13 protein-coding genes are annotated in these 18,211 nt (G+C 72.4%); 7 read left to right on the top strand and 6 right to left on the bottom strand.

Annotated elements, in window-relative coordinates:
* Positions 1-18: 18 nt before the first annotated feature.
* A complete protein-coding gene (locus tag LQF12_RS09665) occupies positions 19-2,511 on the bottom strand; it encodes an ATP-dependent DNA ligase (RefSeq protein WP_231052727.1) in 2,493 nt (830 codons plus the stop codon).
* A gap of 103 nt (positions 2,512-2,614) precedes the next feature.
* Here LQF12_RS09665 and ku point away from each other — a divergent pair, with 103 nt between their 5' ends.
* The 7 genes from ku to LQF12_RS09630 all read left to right on the top strand — a co-directional run bounded on the left by ku (position 2,615) and on the right by LQF12_RS09630 (position 12,451).
* On the top strand, positions 2,615-3,502 hold the full coding sequence (gene ku / locus LQF12_RS09660; protein WP_231052726.1) for a non-homologous end joining protein Ku: 888 nt from the start codon (positions 2,615-2,617) through the stop codon (positions 3,500-3,502).
* A 315-nt stretch (positions 3,503-3,817) separates the two neighbouring features.
* Positions 3,818-5,701, top strand: coding sequence for an ABC transporter ATP-binding protein (locus tag LQF12_RS09655; RefSeq protein ID WP_231052725.1), 1,884 nt, complete (start codon positions 3,818-3,820; stop codon positions 5,699-5,701).
* Positions 5,701-7,524, top strand: coding sequence for an ABC transporter ATP-binding protein (locus LQF12_RS09650; protein WP_231052724.1), 1,824 nt, complete (start codon positions 5,701-5,703; stop codon positions 7,522-7,524). The genes LQF12_RS09655 and LQF12_RS09650 overlap by 1 nt, the downstream gene beginning before the upstream one ends.
* A gap of 36 nt (positions 7,525-7,560) precedes the next feature.
* Positions 7,561-8,331, top strand: coding sequence for a hypothetical protein (locus LQF12_RS09645; protein ID WP_231052723.1), 771 nt, complete (start codon positions 7,561-7,563; stop codon positions 8,329-8,331).
* Positions 8,332-8,386: 55 nt separating this feature from the next.
* On the top strand, positions 8,387-10,012 hold the full coding sequence (locus tag LQF12_RS09640) for a hypothetical protein (protein ID WP_231052722.1): 1,626 nt from the start codon (positions 8,387-8,389) through the stop codon (positions 10,010-10,012).
* 44 nt (positions 10,013-10,056) lie between these two features.
* Entirely contained in the window at positions 10,057-11,775 is a 1,719-nt protein-coding gene (locus LQF12_RS09635; protein ID WP_231052721.1) for a metallophosphoesterase family protein, read from the top strand.
* A 22-nt stretch (positions 11,776-11,797) separates the two neighbouring features.
* Positions 11,798-12,451: a vitamin K epoxide reductase family protein gene (locus LQF12_RS09630; RefSeq protein WP_231052720.1), complete on the top strand. Its 654-nt coding sequence runs from the start codon at positions 11,798-11,800 to the stop codon at positions 12,449-12,451.
* Positions 12,452-12,454: 3 nt separating this feature from the next.
* Here LQF12_RS09630 and LQF12_RS09625 read toward each other — a convergent pair whose 3' ends face one another.
* The 5 genes from LQF12_RS09625 to gnd all read right to left on the bottom strand — a co-directional run bounded on the left by LQF12_RS09625 (position 12,455) and on the right by gnd (position 18,210).
* Positions 12,455-13,498, bottom strand: coding sequence for a hemolysin family protein (locus tag LQF12_RS09625; RefSeq protein ID WP_231052719.1), 1,044 nt, complete (start codon positions 13,496-13,498; stop codon positions 12,455-12,457).
* Positions 13,495-14,910, bottom strand: coding sequence for a hemolysin family protein (locus LQF12_RS09620; RefSeq protein WP_231052718.1), 1,416 nt, complete (start codon positions 14,908-14,910; stop codon positions 13,495-13,497). The genes LQF12_RS09625 and LQF12_RS09620 overlap by 4 nt, the downstream gene beginning before the upstream one ends.
* A 204-nt stretch (positions 14,911-15,114) precedes the next feature.
* Positions 15,115-15,840: a nickel pincer cofactor biosynthesis protein LarB gene (gene larB / locus LQF12_RS09615; protein WP_435531179.1), complete on the bottom strand. Its 726-nt coding sequence runs from the start codon at positions 15,838-15,840 to the stop codon at positions 15,115-15,117.
* Complete coding sequence (gene larE / locus LQF12_RS09610) at positions 15,837-16,763, bottom strand: ATP-dependent sacrificial sulfur transferase LarE (protein WP_231052717.1); 927 nt, start codon at positions 16,761-16,763, stop codon at positions 15,837-15,839. Before larE ends, larB begins: the two co-directional genes overlap by 4 nt.
* Positions 16,764-16,776: 13 nt before the next feature.
* Positions 16,777-18,210, bottom strand: coding sequence for an NADP-dependent phosphogluconate dehydrogenase (gene gnd / locus LQF12_RS09605; RefSeq protein ID WP_231052716.1), 1,434 nt, complete (start codon positions 18,208-18,210; stop codon positions 16,777-16,779).
* Position 18,211: the final 1 nt, after the last annotated feature.

Here is an 18,211-nt window from a genome sequence, read left to right as displayed (position 1 = left end):
TCCGGGGCGGTCCGCGAGTCAGGTCTGCGGCGGCCGCAGATCACCGACGTCGAGGTCGGAGCGCCAGCCCCGCCACCGCGGATGGCGCAGCCGGCCCGCGGGCGACCACTCGCCGAACTCCACCTCGGCCACCTGCTCCGGGCGCAGCCACCGCGCCCCGCGGGCGTCGAGGGCCGGGACCTGCTCGAACGGGGCCTCGGCGATCTCCTGCGCGGCGAACCGGTCCACCCACGCCCGCGCGTCCTTCTCGGAGAAGCCCGTCCCCACCCGGCCCACGTAGCGCCAGCCGCCGCCGGTGGAGCGCACGCCCAGCAGCAGCGAGCCCACCGAGCCGGACCGACCGCCCTGCCCGGGCCGCCACCCGCCGACCACCACCTCCACGGACTCGGTGTGCTTGAGCTTGACCCATCCGCTGGAGCGGCGCCCCGGCAGGTAGAGCCCGTCCGCCCGCTTGGCCACCACCCCCTCCAGGCCCCACTGCCGGCTAGCGGCCATCGCCCCCTCGAGGTCGCCCTCGAAGGCGGGCGGCACCTGGATCCGCCTGGTGGGCCGCACCAGGCCGGTGAGGATCTCCCGACGGCGCAGGTACGGTTCGCCCGTCACGTCCCGCCCGCCGGCCTCGAGCACGTCGAAGAGCATCAGATGCACCGGGCGGCGCTGGGCGAGCGCGCGGGCGTCGGCATCCCGTCCCACCTGCATCCGCGGCTGCAGCAACGAGAACGAGGGCCGGCCGGAGGCGTCGAGCGCGACGATCTCCCCGTCCAGGACCGCCGCCTCGGGTCCGACGGCGCCGGCGAGCTCGGCCAGCTCGGGATACGCGCCGGTGATCTCGCGCCCGCTGCGGGCCCACAGCCGCACGACTCCGTCGGCCACACGCGCCACGCAGCGCTGGCCGTCCCACTTCATCTCCATCGACCAGTCGGGCCCGACATCGGCAGCGGACCCGCCGGTGGCGAGCATCGGCGCCGGCGGGGGAGCGACCTGCACAGGGGGAGCCGGTACCGGGGCAGCGGGAGCCGCCGTGCTCTCCTGAGTGCCCGCCGTGGGCCGGCCGCGCGCCGCCTTCTCGGTGCGGGACCGGCCCGTCATCAGGTGCAGCAGCCAGTGCCGCTCCTGCCCGGAGGTGTCGGAGCGGCCCCCGGTGTGGATGAGCGCGAACGTCGAGGTGCGTCCCGTGGTGGAGGCCAGTCCGCCCTCCGGCTGTCCGGTCAGGGCCACGATGATCTCGGCGCCGGCCCGCCACTTGAGCACCTCATAGCTACCGGTGTCCCAGATGCTCATCTCGCCGGCGCCGTACTCCCCGCGCGGGATCGTGCCCGAGAAGGTCAGGTACTCCATCGGGTGGTCCTCGGTCTGGACCGCCAGGTGCTGCCGGGTGGGATCGGTCGGCATGCCCTTCGGCACGGCCCAGCTGACCAGCACGCCGTCGTCGGCCAGCCGCAGGTCCCAGTGCAGCCGGCTGGCATGGTGCTCCTGGATGACGAAGACCCGCGGTCCGCCCGGCATCGGCGAGCTCCGGGGGACCGGCTCGGGGGTGCGGTCCGGCGCACGCATACCCCGGTAGGGCGCGAGCGCATCCCCGCCCACCACCGAGGTGTCGGCGGCCGTGATGCCGTGCGCCGCCAGCTCCAGCGCCGCCATCGGGTCCTCCCCGCCCTCGTCGAGGCGTCCGAGCACCTCGGCCATCTCCAGCTGCCGCAGCCCCGGGTCCTCCAGCTCGGCCCAGGTACGGGGGAGGGCCACCGTCGGGGTCTCGCGCCCGCGCATCGAATAGGGCGCCACCGTCGTCTTGTTCGGGTGGTTCTGGCTCCAATCGATGAACACCTTGCCCGGCCGGGCCAGCTTCGCCATCTGTGCCGTGACGACGTCGGGGTGGTCGGCCTCCAGGCTGAGGGCCAGCTCGCGGGCCAGGGCGCGGATCTGCCCGGCATCGTGGGCGCCGTCCAGCGGGGCGTACAGGTGGATGCCCTTCGAGCCACTGGTGACCGGCACGCAGTCCCACCCGAGGCCGGCGAGCACCGTGCGGATCCACCGCGCCACCTCGGCCACCTCGGGCAGCGTGACGCCCGGCCCGGGATCGAGGTCGAAGACGATCCGGTCCGGGTGGCGGGGCCGGCCGGCGGAGTCGAACCGCCACTGCGGCACGTGCACCTCGAGCGAGGCCATCTGGGCCAGCCAGACCAGGGTCGCGCGATCGTTGACCAGCGGGTAGGTGTTGGTGTGGTCGGAGTGCTGCAGATCGGCGCGGGCCACCCAGTCCGGCGTGCCGGAGTCGAGGTTCTTGGTGAAGAAGACCTGACCGGGCTCGGCCGCCGTGCCGACGCCGTTCACCCACCGCTTGCGGGTGGCCGCACGCCCGGCGCAGTGGGGCACCATCACCGGCGCCACCCGGGAGTAGTAGGTCACGACGTCGGCCTTGGTGGTCCCGGTGGCCGGGTAGAGGACCTTGCCGAGGTTGGTCAGCCGCAGGCGCCGGCCGTCGACCTGGGTGATCGTCTCCGTGCCGGTCATGGGGCTATCGTGACGCATCGGCGCCGTCGCGGGAGACCGGACGCGCGCGCTCTGGCGCGCAGCGGCGCGCGCGTGTGTACTGGTGGTGGAGGAAGGAGCGAGGATGAGGGCGATCTGGAAGGGTTCGATCACCTTCGGGCTGGTCAACGTCCCGGTCTCGGTCTACAGCGCCACCGAGAGCCACGATGTGAAGCTGCACCAGGTGCACGATGCCGACGGCGGCCGCATCCGCTACCAGCGCCGGTGCGAGCAGTGCGGCGAGATCGTGCCCTACGAGCACATCGACAAGGCGTACGTGGGCGAGGAGCAGACCGTGGTCCTCAGCGACGAGGACGTCGCCACGCTGCCGGCCGAGCGCAGCCGCGAGATCGACGTGCTCGAGTTCGTCCCCTCCGATCAGGTCGAGCCGATCATGCTCGACTCGGCCTACTACCTCGCCCCGGGCTCGACCTCGGCGAAGTCCTATGTGCTGCTGCGCCGCACCCTGGAGGAGTCCGACCGGACCGCGATCGTCTCCTTCACCCTGCGGCAGAAGACCAGGCTCGCGGCGCTGCGGGTGCGGGGGGACGTGCTGATGCTGCAGACCCTGCTGTGGGCCGACGAGATCCGCGCGCCCGAGTTCGAGAGCCTGGGCGGCGACGTCAGGGTCAGCGCCAAGGAGATGGAGATGTCGGCCGCCCTGGTGGCCGCCTACGAGAAGGACTTCGTGCCCGCCGAGCACGAGGACGCCTATCAGATCCAGCTGCGCTCCCTCATCGACGCCAAGCTCGAGCAGGGCGAGGGCTTCACGGCCGAGGAGACCGCCGAGGAGGAGTCCGGCGAGGTGCTCGACCTGATGGAGGCGCTGCGCCGCAGCGTGGAGGCGAGCCGCAGCTCCCGCAGCGCAGCGACCGCCGCGGACGAGCGCGAGGAGGAGGACGCCGAGGAGGGTGGCAAGAAGGCCGCTCCTGCGAAGTCCGCCCGCAAGTCCCGCCGCTCCAAGAGCGCCTGAGCACGGGCCGCCGCGCGCGGCCTGATCGTGCCCCTGGCCCGACGCCGGAGTACGATGGACAGCGTTCTCCGAGGTGGGGGACCGATGCTCCCCGCGCCGGCTGCTGCCGAACGGAGCACCGAGCGCTCGACGACGACCTCGAGGAGGCCCGCGCCGCCCATGCCGTCTGACCATTCCGGCCGGCATCCAGCCGCGACCGGCCCGGCCACCGACCGGACCGATCCCGCAGCCGCACCAGCACCAGACGCCCACAACGATCCCCGCCTCGCCACCCCGGGCCCCGCCTCACATGCTCGCGGGCCCGAGGACACCCCGATGGAGCAGAGCTCCCTGCCGCCGACCACCGCGGTCGTGGCCACGCTCGCACGGCTCTACCCGTTCTTCCGGCCCGCGATCCCGCGCTTCGTGGCCGGCATGCTGTGCGCCCTCGGCGCCAGCCTGTGCGCGCTGGGGATCCCCCAGGCGCTGCGCTGGGCGGTGGACGGGCCGCTGGCGAGCGCCGTCGGCAGTCCCGACCGCAGCGGTGTCTGGCAGGCCATCGGCCTGGTGCTGGCCCTCGGCGTGCTCGAGGCGGGCCTGATCGCCGCGCGGCGCGCGTTCATCCTCATCCCGGGCACCAAGGTGGAGGCGAGCATGCGCATGGCGCTGTTCCGCCACCTGCAGGACCTGCCGACGGCCTTCCACGACCAGTGGCCGGGCGGGCAGCTGCTCTCCCGGTCGATGTCCGACCTGGGCATGCTGCGGCGGTGGCTGTCCTTCGGACTGGTGATGCTGGTGGTCAACACCACCACGATCGCCGTCGGGATCGGGCTGATGGTCCACGGCGGCGGCTGGCTCGGCATCGCCTACCTGGCGAGCGCGCTGCCGGTGATCTGGTTCTCCTACCGCTTCTCCTCCCGGTTCCGGCGTATCTCCCGCCTCAGCCAGGACCAGGCCGGTGACCTGGCCACCACGGTGGAGGAGTCGGTGCACGGGATCCGCGTGCTGAAGGCTTTCGGCCGCGGCCGCGAGGCCTACCAGAACTTCTCGGTCCAGGCCGATCAGCTGCGCCGGACCGAGATGAGCAAGGCACGCACCCTGGGCGCCTTCACCTTCGCGATCACGGCGATCTCGGAGGTCATGCTGGGGCTGTGCCTGCTGGCCGGGGTGTGGCTGGCAGTCCAGCAGCAGATCAGCGTCGGTGAGCTGGTGGCCTTCTTCGCCACCGCCGTCGTGGTCGCCGGGCCGGTCGAGCAGCTCGGCCACCTGGTCTCGATGACGCTGTACGCCAAGACCGCCGTCGACCGGTACTTCGAGGTGCTGGACACCCCGAACTCGGTCGCGGACCCGGAGCGTCCGCAGCGCCCTGCCGAGAACGCCGGACGCGTGCAGTTCGACGGTGTGCACTTCAGCTACCCGGACGAGCCCACCCCGGATCAGGCTTGGCGCAACGCCGATCGTCCGCGCGAGCGTCCCCGGACCGAGGTGCTGGACGGGATCGACCTCGAGGTCCGCCCCGGGGAGACGATGGCCCTGGTGGGCCTGACCGGATCCGGGAAGTCGACGCTGATCTCGCTGGTGCCGCGGTTGTTCGACGTCACCGCCGGCTCGGTCCGCATCGACGGCGTGGACGTGCGCGACTACTCCCGCCACGACCTGCGCGCACTGATCTCGATCGCCTTCGAGGACTCGACCCTGTTCTCGGCCACCGTGCGCGAGAACGTCCTGCTCGGCGCCCCGGAGGGTCGGGACGGCGAGGAGGACATGGAGCGGGCGCTGACCATCGCGCAGGCGCAGTTCGTCCACGCCCTGCCCCATGGTGTGGACACCACGATCGGCGAGGAGGGGCTCAGCCTGTCCGGTGGGCAGCGCCAGCGGCTCGCCCTCGCCCGCGCGGTGGCCGCCCGGCCCCAGGTGCTGGTGCTGGACGACCCGCTCTCGGCCCTGGATGTGGCCACCGAGGAGGCCGTCACCGAACAGCTGCGACGCGAGCTGAGGGGCACCACCACCCTCGTCGTCGCCCACCGGCCCTCCACCGTGGCGCTCGCCGACCGCGTGGCGGTCCTGCAGGACGGGCGGATCAGCGCCGTCGGGCGGCACACGGACCTGCTCGCCACGCACGATCACTACCGCTTCGTGATCTCCAGCCTGGTCGAGCCCGAGGACGAGGACGACGCGAGCGTGGAGGCCGGCGAGGAGTCGGCGGAGGTGAGGTCCTGATGCGCGCGACCGTGCCCGTCACCCCCCGCGGGGTGACCGACGAGGAGAACAGCAACCTCGACCGGGCGGACTCCCGCTTCGTCCGACGGCGCTCGCTGGCCCTGCTCGGCAGCCTGCTGGCCCCGCTCAAGAAGCTGTTCGCCGTCACCGTGGTGCTGGTGGTGGCCGCGCAGGCGGCCAAGGCCGCCGGGCCGGCGCTGATCGCACGGGCGATCGACGTCGGGTTCCCGGCCGCCCAGGCGGGTGACTGGGGCCCGGCGGTGCTCACCGGCAGCCTGTACGTGCTGACTGCGCTCGTGGCCGGCGGGGCGACCGCCGGCTACATCCGCCTGGCCGCACGGGTCAGCCAGGCGATCCTGCTGGACCTGCGCCAGCGGGTCTTCCGGCAGACGCAGCGGCTGAGCCTGGAGTTCCACGAGTCCTACACCTCGGGGCGCATCATCTCCCGCCAGACCGCGGACCTGGATGCGCTCAAGGAGCTGCTCGACTCCGGGATCACCTCCCTGGCCTCGGGCTTCCTGTACATGATGTTCGTCGGGATCTCGCTGTTCCTGCTGGACTGGCAGGCGGGCCTGGTGCTGCTGGTGGCGGTGATCCCGGTGTGGCTGATCACCCGGTGGTTCCAGAAGCGGTCCCAGGTGCTCTACCGGGTCTCGCGGGTGGCCTCGGCGCGGCTGATCGTGAACTTCGTCGAGACGATGACCGGGATGCGGGCCGTGCACGCGTTCCGCCGCGAGGAGGCCAACAACGACACCTATGCGGGACTGACGGAGGAGTACCGGCGCAACAACGCCCGCACCATGGGCCTGAACGGCGTCTACGACCCGGCCCTGCAGCTGACCGGCAACGTGACCGTGGCGGTCGCGATGGCGATCGGCGCCTTCCGGGTGCTCGATGGCCAGCTCGAGGTCGGTGTGCTGATCGCGACGCTGCTCTACACCAAGCGGTTCTTCCAGCCGGTGGGGCAGATGGCGATGTTCTACAACTCCTTCCAGTCCGCGGCCGCGGCGCTGGAGAAGATCTCCGGTCTGCTGGAGGAGGTGCCCACGGTGCGCCAGGCGCCCGAGCCGGTGGAGCTGCGCCACGCCTCCGGGCACCTGCGCTTCGACCACGTGCGCTTCGGGTACGGGCCGGACTCGGTGGTGCTTCCCGATCTCGATCTGGACGTCCCGGCCGGGCAGACGATCGCGCTGGTGGGCCAGACAGGGGCGGGCAAGTCGACCGTGGCGAAGCTGGTCTCGCGTTTCTACGACGTCACCGACGGCAGCCTCACCCTCGACGGGGTGGACCTGCGGGAGCTGTCGATGCAGGACCTGCGGCGGGCGGTGGTGATGGTCACCCAGGAGGCGTACCTGTTCTCGGGCACGGTCCGCGACAACATCGCGCTCGCGCGCCCGGACGCCGATGACTCCGAGATCGAGGCGGCCGCCCGGGCCGTCGGGGCGCACGACTTCATCACCGCGCTGCCCGAGGGGTACGACACCGACGTCAACAAGCGGGGTGGCCGCGTGAGTGCGGGGCAGCGGCAGCTGATCTCCTTCGCCCGCGCCTTCCTCGCCGACCCGGCGGTGCTGATCCTGGACGAGGCGACGAGCTCCCTGGACATCCCGGGAGAACGGCTGGTGCAGCGTGGCCTGCAGACGCTGCTCTCGGACCGCACGGCGATCATCATCGCCCACCGGCTCTCGACCGTGGCCATCGCCGACCGGGTGCTGGTGATGAGCGAGGGACGGGTGGTCGAGGACGGAGCGCCGTCCGATCTGATCGGCGGCGAGGGTCGGTTTGCGGCCCTGCACCAGGCGTGGCAGGACTCCCTCGTCTGAGAAGCCCTGGGCGGGCAGACCTGCCAGGATGGTCACATGAGCGAACCGAAGCCGCAGTCCTCGGCGCCGCCGGCGTGGATCCGGACCCTGACCACGATCAGCGGCGCCGTGATCATCGCGATCGTGCTGTTCGTGCTCGGCAGCGCGCTGCTGCCGGGCTGGTGGGCCGGTGTGGTCACAGGCTGGGTCGGCGGCGTGGCCAGCGCGGGTGTCCTGGCCGGGCTGCTGTGCGGGGCCCTGTCGGTGCTGGTGCCCGCGGCGATCGCCTTCCTCGCGGTGCGGTGGCGCCGGCCGTGGCGGACCCGGCTGATCATCGGTGGGGTCGCGCTGCTGCTCACCCTGCCCCTGGTCCTGACGATAGCGATCGACACCGCCGCCACCTCGGTGGCCCTCGATGCCCGGATCGACATGGAGATCGGGGCGCCCTCCTTCACCGGTGCCGCCTATGGCGGTGCGATCGGTGCGGCCGTGGTGGCCACGGCCGCCGTCGTGCTGGTGCGCCGCTGGCGCACCTCCCGCACGGAGGTGAAGGCGTTGCGGGGCACGGTCGCGAAGTCCCAGGAGAGTGAACGCGCCCGGATGCGCCGGGAGGAGGCGGCCGAGGAGGCCCGCACCCAGGTGGCACGGGAGGCGGCGGCGCGCGCCCGCGAGCGGGAGAGGGGCACGCCGGGCGGCCGGCCCGGCACCGACGGCCCGCCCAGCACCGACAGCACCAACAGCACCAACAGCACCAACAGCACTGACAACCCTGACGACGGCTCCATCTCCGACGGCGAGGACCCCGGTCGCGGGGGCCGGACGACGTAGACTGGGTCAGGTCCGCGCCGCCACGGGCGGGCCTCGACCCACGCGGGGGGAACTGTTGCGTAGATTCACCGCCCTGGCCGCGGGCCTGGCGCTCGTCGCCGCCCTGGCCGGCTGCACCGGAGAGATGGAGATCGACTCCGGACCCAGCTCACCGCCGCCCGAGCCGCGGCCTGCGGCCACCGCGCAGGTTCCCGGCGGTGAGAGCATGCTGGTGACCGGCGAGGATGCCGCCCCGCTCGCGGTGGCCACCAGCCGGGAACTGTTCACCACCGCCCGGGCGGTGGTGCTCGCTCCCGCCACGGACGAGGCGGCGATCGCCCGGGCCGCCTCGGTCGCGATCGCGCTGGGCACCCCGGTGCTGCTGACGGGGGAGGACAACGCCGAGGTGGGCGAGGAGCTGCTGCGGTTGTCCACCACCACCCTGTTGCCCGTCGGTGAGGTCACCCTCGACGGGATCGACCTGACGAGCATGAACGTCCAGGCGGTCCCGGCCGAGACCGACGCCGCCGGCGAGCTCCTCGGGATCGACGTCGCCGACGCCCCGACCGGTGCCGGCAGCGACGTGGAGGCCCTCGCCGAGCTCGAGCGCGGGGGGCTGCTCGCCGGCCCGGAGGGCGTGGCCGATGCCTCCGGCCACATGCCGGCGCTGCTGCCGGGGGAGACGGTGGAGGGGGTCCAGGTGCTCGCCGACGGCGCCCCGGGCCAGCTCGCCGCCGTCGGCATCGCGCGCGCCGCGGGCAGCACGGTCACCATCCTCGAGGGCGACCCGCGCGCCTCGGCGGCGCAGCTGGCCGAGCTCGAGCCGGCCGAGGCGATCCTCGGCCTGGGCAGCAGCTTCTCCGATCCGGAGACCTTCCGGTGGCAGGCCGAGACGGCGCTGTCCGGCCGGCAGCTCCCCGGCGGCGGGCAGCTCGTCTTCGACGGCGCCCGGTACGTGGGTCTGTACGGCACCCCGCACACCGACGCCCTCGGTGTGCTCGGCGAGCAGGGCACGTCCGAGACCGTCGAGCGTGCGGCCGAGCTGGCGGGGTCCTACCAGGCACACACCGAGGACGTCGTCGTCCCCACGCTGGAGATCATCGTCACCGTCGCCTCCACCAGCGCCGGCAGCGACGGCAACTACTCCAACGAGTGGCCCGCCGAGGGCTTCCTGCCGCTGGTCGAGGCCGCGGCGGAGGCCGGTCAGTACGTGCTGCTGGACTTCCAGTCCGGCCGGACCGAGTTCGTGGAACAGGTGCAGCAGTACGAGGAGTTGCTCGCCCATCCGCATGTGGGCATCGCCCTGGACCCGGAGTGGCGCCTCACCGATGACCAGCTGCCCGGCGAGCAGATCGGCTCGGTCTCCGCCGCGGAGGTCAACGACGTGATCACCTACGTGGCCGACTTCACCCGCGAGCAGCGGCTGCCACAGAAGATCGTGATGCTGCACCAGTTCCGCACCGGCATGATCACCGACCGGCAGGACCTGTTGACGACGCGACCGGAGGTGGAGATCGTGATCCATGCCGACGGCTTCGGCACCCCACAGCTCAAGCAGGACACCTGGGACGTCGTGCGCGAGGACGCCCCGGAGAACATCCACTGGGGCTGGAAGGTCTTCTACGACGAGGACGACCCGCGGATGAGCCCGGCCGAGGTCATGGACATCGAGCCGACGCCCGCGTTCGTGAGCTATCAGTGACCCAGACCCGCCCCCGGGAGGGGTGGTGGCACCGGCTGCGACCAATGACGCGGCGCACGGTACGAGCCAGCGTCGCCGTGCTCGTCGCCGGTGTGCTCGGCGCGCTCGTGGGGGTCCTCACCGCGAGCTACACCGGCTCGCTCGGCCCGCACGCAGCCGACTACTCCGTGCGCCTGAGCGGGGAGATCCGGGTCGACATGGGCCCCCTGGGTGCCCTCATCGTCGATTCCCCGCTGCCGGCGAACCTCGGAGCGGACGTCGTGGTCAAGGAGATCCCGGCCGAGCTCAGCACGCCGGGGGCCAGCCCGATCGCCGGGCTGACGGCGGACCTGGAGAGCTACGTCCAGTTCCTCGCCAATCCTCAGGCCGCCATCGATGACGCGATCGGCGGCCTGGTGGCCGACGCCGTCGGCCGGGCCGTGCTGACGTGGAGCGTGCTGCTGGTGCTGGTGGCGCTCGGCCGGCTCGCCGCGCACGGGGTCCTGCGTGACGCCGTCCGCAGCGCCTGGTCGCGCACGGGGGTACCGGCGCTGAGCGTCTCCCTGGCCCTGGTGCTGGCCGCCGTGCCGGTGATCGAGCTGACCCGCTCCTCGGGCGGGGTGGGCCGGACCTCGACGATCCTGGCCGGCACGCCGCTGGCGGAGGCACGCATCACCGGCCGGCTGGCCACCCTGGTCGACCACTACGGCACCTATGTGGTGGACGCGATCGAGGACAACACCGACTTCTACGCGACCGCGCGGGAGAACCTGCTCGCCGCCTATGCCACCGATCCGGCTCCCACCGCTCCCACGGTGCCGCCGACCCCGACCCCGACCCCGACGCCCGCCGGCAGCGAGGACACCGAGGAGCCGGGCGAGGGCGGGACCGGCGACGCGGACGCGCAGGCCACCCCCGGACCGGAGGAGACGCCGTCACCCTCGGCGGACGGCACCGGAGACGGCCAGGACCCGGCCACACCGGCGCCGTTGGCGGAGGAGTCGGCCACCACCGCACTGCTGATCAGCGACCTGCACTGCAACATCGGGATGGCGGAGGTGGTGGCCGCGGCGGCGACGGTCTCCGAGGCCGACGTCGTGCTCAACGCCGGCGACACGGTGATGGGCGGCACGGCCGTGGAGTCCTACTGCGTGAACGCCTTCGGATCGGCTCTCCCGCCGGACGTGCCGGTCGTGGTGGCCGACGGCAACCATGACTCCCGCACCACCACCGCCCAGGAGGAGGGCCATGGCTGGACCGTGCTGCAGGGCGAGGCGGTCGAGGTGGCGGGGCTGCGCATCCTCGGGGACACCGACCCCACCCTGACCTCGCTGGGTGCACCGACCCGCCCGCAGCGGGAGGAGACCATCAACGCGATGGGCAACCGGCTCGCGCAGACCGCCTGTGACCTGGCCGACCAGGACCAGGGCGTGGACCTGCTGCTCGTGCACAGCCCCTACGCCGGCCGCCAGACGGTGGAGGCCGGCTGTGCCCCCCTGACGATCTCCGGTCATCTGCACCGCCAGGTCGGGCCGCGCCCGCTGGGCTGGGGGATCCAGTACCTGTCCGCCAGCTCGGCCGGTGCCGGGCACGGCACGCCTACGATCGGCCCGCTGAACAACCCGGCGGTGATGACCGTGCTGCGCTTCGACACCGATTCGGGTCTGGTCTCCCACTACCGGCTGCTGACCGTCGGCACGGACGCCGGTGTGGAGCTCTCCGAGTGGATGCCGTGGCCGCAGCTGCCCGCCGACTACGTGGATGCCGCCGTCGACCAGGAGTGAGGACATGACACATACTGGATCGGTGAGCACGCAGAACTCCGCCGCGCGGAGCACCGACGACGGCCCGAGCACCTCGGCCGACCGGCACGTGGCCGCCGGCGGCTCCGGCCGCGAGTACGCCATCCTCACCGCGGCCGCCGGCATCCTCGGCCTGCTCGCCGCGGTCGAGCTGATGCTGGACTACCTGCGCGTGGTCGCCGACCCGAGCTACGTCCCCGCCTGCGACATCAATCCGCTGATCGGCTGCGGTATCTTCCTCGGCAGCTGGCAGTCCAGCGCCTTCGGCATCCCCAACACGATCATCGGGATGATCGCCTTCCCGGTGCTGATCGCCACCGGTGTGCTGCTGCTGAGCCGGGTGCGCCTGCCCCGGTGGTACTGGCGCGGGCTGCTGGCCGGGGCCACGTTCGGGATCGGGTTCGTCACCTGGCTGCAGTACCAGGCGTTCACCCAGATCGGCGCGCTGTGCCCCTACTGCCTGGTGGTGTGGATCGCCGTCATCCCCTTCTTCGTCCACACGGTGGCGCGCTCGATGGAGAACGGAGCGCTGCCCGCCCCGGCCGGGCTGCGCTCGTTCGTGGTGCCCAACCGGTGGCTGCTCACCGTGATCTGGTACCTGGCGGTCGTCGCGGCCGCCGCCTTCGGCCTGGGCGATGCCTGGCTGCTGGTGTTCTGAGCCTCACACCCGCCGCGGACGGCGCGAGTCGTCCCGGATCACCCCGACGAGCTCTTCGAGCACGTCCTCGAGGGCGACGACGCCGAGGGTCCTCTCCCCGTCGCGCACCTCGGCCAGGTGTGCTCCGCCCGACTGCATGGTCATCAGGGCGGTGCGCAGCGAGTCCGAGGCGGCGACCACCGGCATCCGACGGACCGAGGATGCCTCGATCGGCCGGTCCCGGCGGGCGGGATCGGTCTCCAGCAGGTCCTTGATGTGGACATAGCCGGCGAGGCTGCCGTCGGAGCGCTTCACCGGGAACCGGGAGAAGCCCTGGGCCGAGACCGCCTCGGCCCCGGCCGGCGTGATGCCCTCGGGCATGGTGCGCACGGTGTGCACCGGCAGCAGCACGCTGGAGACCTGACGGTCGGCGAACTGCAGCGCACCCATGAGCAGCCGCTCGTCGTTCAGCTCGAGCAACCCCCCGCTGCGGGACTCGGCCACCAGGCCGGCCACCTCGTCGCGGGTGAAGGCGCTGGCCACCTCGTCCTTGGGCTCGACCCGCATGAGCCGCAGCGCGAGGTTCGCGATCTGGTTCAGCACCCACAGCACCGGGTAGAGCACCCGCACCATGATCACCAGCACCGGACCCAGCACCATCGCGCTGCGCTCCGGTCCGGCCAGGGCGATGTTCTTGGGCACCATCTCGCCGAGCACCACGTGCAGGAAGGTGATCAGCGCGAAGGCGATCGCAAACGCGATCGGATGCACGAGCGTCTCGCTCACGCCGGCGCCCAGCAGCGGTTCCTCGATCGCGTGCGCGATCACCGGTTCACTGACCTGCAGCAGCAGGAGCGAGCAGATCGTGATGCCCAGCTGCGCGCCCGCCATCATCAGCGAGACCTGCTCCATGGCCCGCAGCGTGATCCCGGCCACCCGGTTGCCGGCCTTGGCCGCCGGCTCGATCTTGGTGCGCCGGGCGGAGACGAGTGCGAACTCGGCACCGACGAAGAAGGCGTTGAGGGCGAGCAGGACGATGGTCAGCACGATCGCGCCGGTGTCGCTCATCGCTCGGCCTCCGCGGACTCGGTGGTGCTGTCCGCGCGACCCGGATGGTCCTCGGTGCTCTCCGGATCGACAGCGTCCAGCCGGACGCGGACGGTGTCGACACGGTGCCCGTCCAGCTCGACCACCTCGATCGTGACGAGCACGCGACCCTCCTCCTCCTGCCGGTCCACGGTCAGCTCGACCCTGTCGCCCGGTTCGGGCAGCCGTTCCAGCTCGTCGGCCAGCAGCCCGCCGACGGTGTCGTAGGCCTCGTCCTCGGGCATCTCGGCGGCGATGAGCTCACTGACCTCATCCACGCGCATCAGCCCGGGGATCGTCCAGGAGCCGTCGCTCTCGGCGACCGCCCCGGGCTCGTCGGCGTCGTGCTCGTCGCGGACCTCCCCGACGATCTCCTCCACCAGGTCCTCGAGCGTCACCAGTCCGGCGGGGGAGCCGAACTCGTCGATGAGGACGGCCATCTGCAGGCCACCGCCGCGCAGGTCGTCCATCAGGGTGTCCAGCTCGAGGGAGTCCGGCACGAGGCTGGCCTCGGTGAGCACCTGGGAGACGGGCACGCGGTCACGTCGGTCGAACGGGATCGCGAGGGCCCCCCGCACATGCGCCAGCCCCACCACGCGGGACTCGGTGTGCCCGTTGTCCTGGACCACCTCGATCACCGGGAAGCGGGAGTGGCCGGAGGTCTTGGCTGCGGTGATCAGATCCGTCAGGGAGTCCTCCGGGCGCAGGCTCACCACCTGTGAGAGCGGTGTCATCGCGTCCCGGGCGCGCCGGTCGCCGAAGGCGAGCGAGCGTTCGATCAGCTCGGCGGTGTCCTCCGGGAGGACACCCTCACGGGCGGAGTGACGGACCAGGGCCGAGAGCTCCTCGGCGGATCGAGCGGAGGCGAGCTCCTCCTGCGGTTCGATCCCCATCAGCCGCAGGATGCGGTTGGCGGTGCCGTTGAAGAACCGGATGGGCCAGGTGTTGACCCAGGTGAAGCCGCGCTGGAAACCCACGACGGCCTTGGCCGTGCGCAGCGGCTGAGCGATGGCGAGGTTCTTGGGGATCAGCTCACCCACGATCATCGTCACCGCCGTGGCGAGCAGCATCGCCACCGTCAGCGAGACCGAGCGGGTGGCGGTCTCGCTCAGCCCGGCCGTCCCGAGCGGGCCCTGCAGCAGCCGCGCGATCGAGGGTTCGGCCAGGTAGCCGATGCCGAGGTTGGTCACGGTGATACCCAGCTGGGCACCGGAGAGCTGGGTGGAGAGCGTGCGCAGTGCCGCCAGCACCTTGGTCGCTCCGCGGTCACCGGCAGCGGCCTCGGCCTCCACCTGGGACCGGTTGACGGTGACGAAGGCGAACTCCGCGGCGACGAACGCGCCGCACCCCGCCACCAGCACCATCGCCAGGACGAGGAACGCGATCTCGGTCATCGCCGCACCTGCTCAGCAGCGGCGATCGAACGTGGGGGAGGCCCAGGCGTCAGTACGCCGTCGGGCCAGGGTCTATGCCCCTCCAATGAGTCGGACTCCGAGGCGGAGTCCGAGGTGGGGGAGCCGGTACTGTCATAGTCGCCGGTGGCGGCCATGGTCTCCATCCTGTCTGAGCCGGTGCACCGTGCACGGCTGCGGGCGATTCTAGCGTGAGATCTGGGCGGCGAGGTGGCCGGCTCCGTAGCCGTTGTCGATGTTGACCACCGCCACGCCGGGCGCGCACGCGTTGAGCATCGTCAGCAGCGGGGCGATGCCACCGAAGGCGGCCCCGTAGCCGACCGAGGTGGGCAGCGCGACCACGGGAACCTCCACCAGCCCGGCCACCACGCTCGGCAGGGCGCCGTCCATCCCGGCTGCCACGACGATGGCGTCGGCCTGCCGCAGCTCGGGCACGCGCGCCACGATGCGGTGCAGCCCGGCCACCCCGACGTCGGCGATCAGGGTGGTGGCCCGCCCCAGATAGGTGGCGGTCAGCTCGGCCTCGCGCGCCACCGGCAGGTCGGAGGTGCCGGCGGTGATCACCAGCACCCGCCCTCCGGTCGGTTCCGGCGGCGTGGGAGGCCAGGCCAGGAGCTGGGCGTCGGGGTGATCGGCGGCGTCGGGCAGCGCGAGCAGCACCGCCTCGGCATGCTCCCGCGAGGCGCGGGTGAACAGGGCGGTACCCGAGGTCCCGGGGACAGCGGTGGCGCGGATCCGAGCCGCGATCGCGGCGACCTGGTCGGGGCTCTTGCCGGCGCAATAGATGGCCTCCGGATAGCCGCGACGCGCCATCCGGTCCCCGTCCAGCTCGGCCACACCGGCCAGTGCGGCCAGTGACTCGGGCAGCGGGTCGCCCGGCTGGGGGCCCTCCGGGCCGGGGGATGTGCTCACCTGGCGCCCTCGCGCACACCGAGCAGGCTCAGTGAGAACGCCCCGGACTGGATGCCCCGGACATCGATGGCCGCGAAGCCGAACCCGGCATCACGTGCCAGCCGGTGGATCTCCGCACGTATCTGCGGGCTGCACGCCCGCTCCAGCTCGGACTCGACGAGCTCGAGGCGCGCGACCTCGCCGTGGTGGCGCACCCGGCAGTCGCTGAAACCGAGGGACCGCAGGCCGGCCTCCACCTGCTCCACCTGCGCCAGCTTCTCGGGGGTGACGCTCTGGTGGTGCGGGATCCGGGAGGCCAGGCACGGGGCCGCGGGCTTGTCCGCGCACGGCAGCGCGAAGGCCCGCGCGATCGCCCGGACGTCGGCCTTGGTGGCGCCGGCCTCGGCGAGCGGGCGCAGGACGCGGTGGTCCGTCGCGGCCCGCGAGCCCGGCCGGTCGGGGCGGGCGGCGTCGTCGGCGTTCTCGCCGTAGGCCACGCTCGCCAGCGCGTGGGCGGTGACGACCTCCTCGGAGATCCGGGTGAACAGCTCGTCCTTGCAGTGGAAGCACCGGTCCAGCGCGTTGCGCTGGTAGGCGGGGTTCTCACCCTCGCGGGTGCGCACCTCGACCACCCGGGCGCCGATGTGCGCGGCCACGTCGTGCGCGGCGAGTCGTTCGTCGGCGGCCAGGCTGGGGGAGACACCCAGCACGGCCACCACCTGCTCGGTGCCGAGCTCGTGCACGGCCAGGGCCAGCAGCGCGGCCGAGTCCACGCCGCCGGAGTAGGCCACGCCGAGCGGGCCGCTGCCGCGCAGGATCGCCCGGACCCGGTCGGCCACCGCAAGCGTCCCGGCGTCCAGCCGGCCCCCCGCGACGGCGGCCGCGAACGCCACCGCAGGGGTGCTCGCCGTGGCCGCCGTCGGGGGAGGTGCCGGTTCGTTCATCCGCGTGAGGGCCTCAGTCGACCCGGGTCTGGGAGCGGTCCGCCGACCACTCGGTGTGGAAGGTGCCCTCGGTGTCGACCCGCTGGTAGGTGTGAGCGCCGAAGAAGTCCCGCTGTCCCTGGATCAGGGCGGCCGGCAGCCGCTCGGCCCGGACGGCGTCGTAGTAGGCGACGGCAGCCGCGAAGCCCGGCACCGGCACGCCGGCCGCGATGGCGGTGCCGATCACCCGGCGGGTGCCCTCCGAGGCGTCCGCCAGACCGGCGGCGATGCTCGGTGCGGCCAGCAGCGTGGGCAGCTGGCCGGCGGCGTACTCGGAGCGGATGCGCTCGAGCAGGCGGGCCCGGATGATGCAGCCCGCACGCCACAGGGAGGCCACGGCCGCCACGTCGATGTCCCAGCCGTACTGCTCGCTGGCGGAGCGGATCAGGTGCAGACCCTGGGCGTAGGCCACGACCTTCGCGCTCCAGAGAGCCTGCCGCACGTCCTCGACCAGGGTGGCCTTGTCCTGCGGGGTGAAGGAGTGGGCCGGCCCGCTCAGGTGCTCACGGCCGGCGGCCCGCAGGTCCAGGTGCCCGGAGACCGACCGCGCGAAGACTGACTCGGCGATGGTGTTCACCGGCACGCCCAGCTCGAGGGCGATCTGCACCGTCCACCGGCCGGTGCCCTTCTGCCCGGCGGAGTCGGCGATCACGTCCACCAGTGCCTTGCCGGTGATCTCGTCGGTCTGGTCCAGCACCTCCGAGGTGATCTCGATCAGGTACGAGTCCAGGTCGCCGGTGTTCCACTCTCGGAAGGTGTCGGAGATCTCGGCCACGCTCAGGCCACCGGCCCGCAGCACGTCGTAGGCCTCGGCGATGAACTCCATGTCGGCGTACTCGATGCCGTTGTGGACCATCTTGACGAAGTGGCCGGCGCCGTCGGGGCCGATGTAGGTGCAGCACGGGGTGCCGTCGTAGTCGGCGGCGATGGTCTCCAGCAGCGGGCCGATCGCCTCGTAGCCCTCCTTGGATCCACCGGGCATGATGGAGGGCCCATTCAGCGCACCTTCCTCACCGCCGGAGATCCCGACGCCGAAGAAGTGCAGGCCCTTCTCGCGCAGCGCCTCCTCCCGGCGGCGGGTGTGCTCGTAGTGGGCGTTGCCGCCGTCGACGACGATGTCGCCCTCCTCCAGGTGCGGCAGGAGGGCCTCGATGGTGGCGTCGGTGCCGGCGCCGGCCTGCACCATGATCACGATCCGGCGAGGGCGCTCGAGGCTGGCCACGAACTCCTCCACCGAGCTCGCGGGGACGAACGATCCCTCGCGGCCGTGGGCGGAGATCATGTCGTCGGTGCGGGCCTGGGTGCGGTTGTACACCGCGACCGTGTAGCCGTTGTTGGCGAAGTTGCGGGCCAGGTTGCGTCCCATGACGGCCAGGCCGACGACGCCGACGTGAGCGGAGGAGGTCATC

The sequence above is a fragment of the Ruania suaedae genome (genome assembly GCF_021049265.1).
In the GTDB taxonomy this organism is placed as follows: Bacteria; Actinomycetota; Actinomycetes; order Actinomycetales; family Beutenbergiaceae; genus Ruania; species Ruania suaedae.
Note: the sequence above shows the minus strand (reverse complement) of the source record. Positions and strands in the feature narration are given on the sequence as shown.

Bases quoted from the DNA above. Each gene is read 5' to 3' on its own strand.
- LQF12_RS09665 (WP_231052727.1), bottom strand. From the start codon at position 2,511: ATGACCGGCACGGAGACGATCACCCAGGTCGACGGCCGGCGCCTGCGG.
- ku (WP_231052726.1), top strand. From the start codon at position 2,615: ATGAGGGCGATCTGGAAGGGTTCGATCACCTTCGGGCTGGTCAACGTC.
- LQF12_RS09655 (WP_231052725.1), top strand. From the start codon at position 3,818: ATGGAGCAGAGCTCCCTGCCGCCGACCACCGCGGTCGTGGCCACGCTC.
- LQF12_RS09650 (WP_231052724.1), top strand. From the start codon at position 5,701: ATGCGCGCGACCGTGCCCGTCACCCCCCGCGGGGTGACCGACGAGGAG.
- LQF12_RS09645 (WP_231052723.1), top strand. From the start codon at position 7,561: ATGAGCGAACCGAAGCCGCAGTCCTCGGCGCCGCCGGCGTGGATCCGG.
- LQF12_RS09635 (WP_231052721.1), top strand. From the start codon at position 10,057: ATGACGCGGCGCACGGTACGAGCCAGCGTCGCCGTGCTCGTCGCCGGT.
- LQF12_RS09625 (WP_231052719.1), bottom strand. From the start codon at position 13,498: ATGAGCGACACCGGCGCGATCGTGCTGACCATCGTCCTGCTCGCCCTC.
- LQF12_RS09620 (WP_231052718.1), bottom strand. From the start codon at position 14,910: ATGACCGAGATCGCGTTCCTCGTCCTGGCGATGGTGCTGGTGGCGGGG.
- larE (WP_231052717.1), bottom strand. From the start codon at position 16,763: ATGAACGAACCGGCACCTCCCCCGACGGCGGCCACGGCGAGCACCCCT.
- gnd (WP_231052716.1), bottom strand. From the start codon at position 18,210: ATGACCTCCTCCGCTCACGTCGGCGTCGTCGGCCTGGCCGTCATGGGA.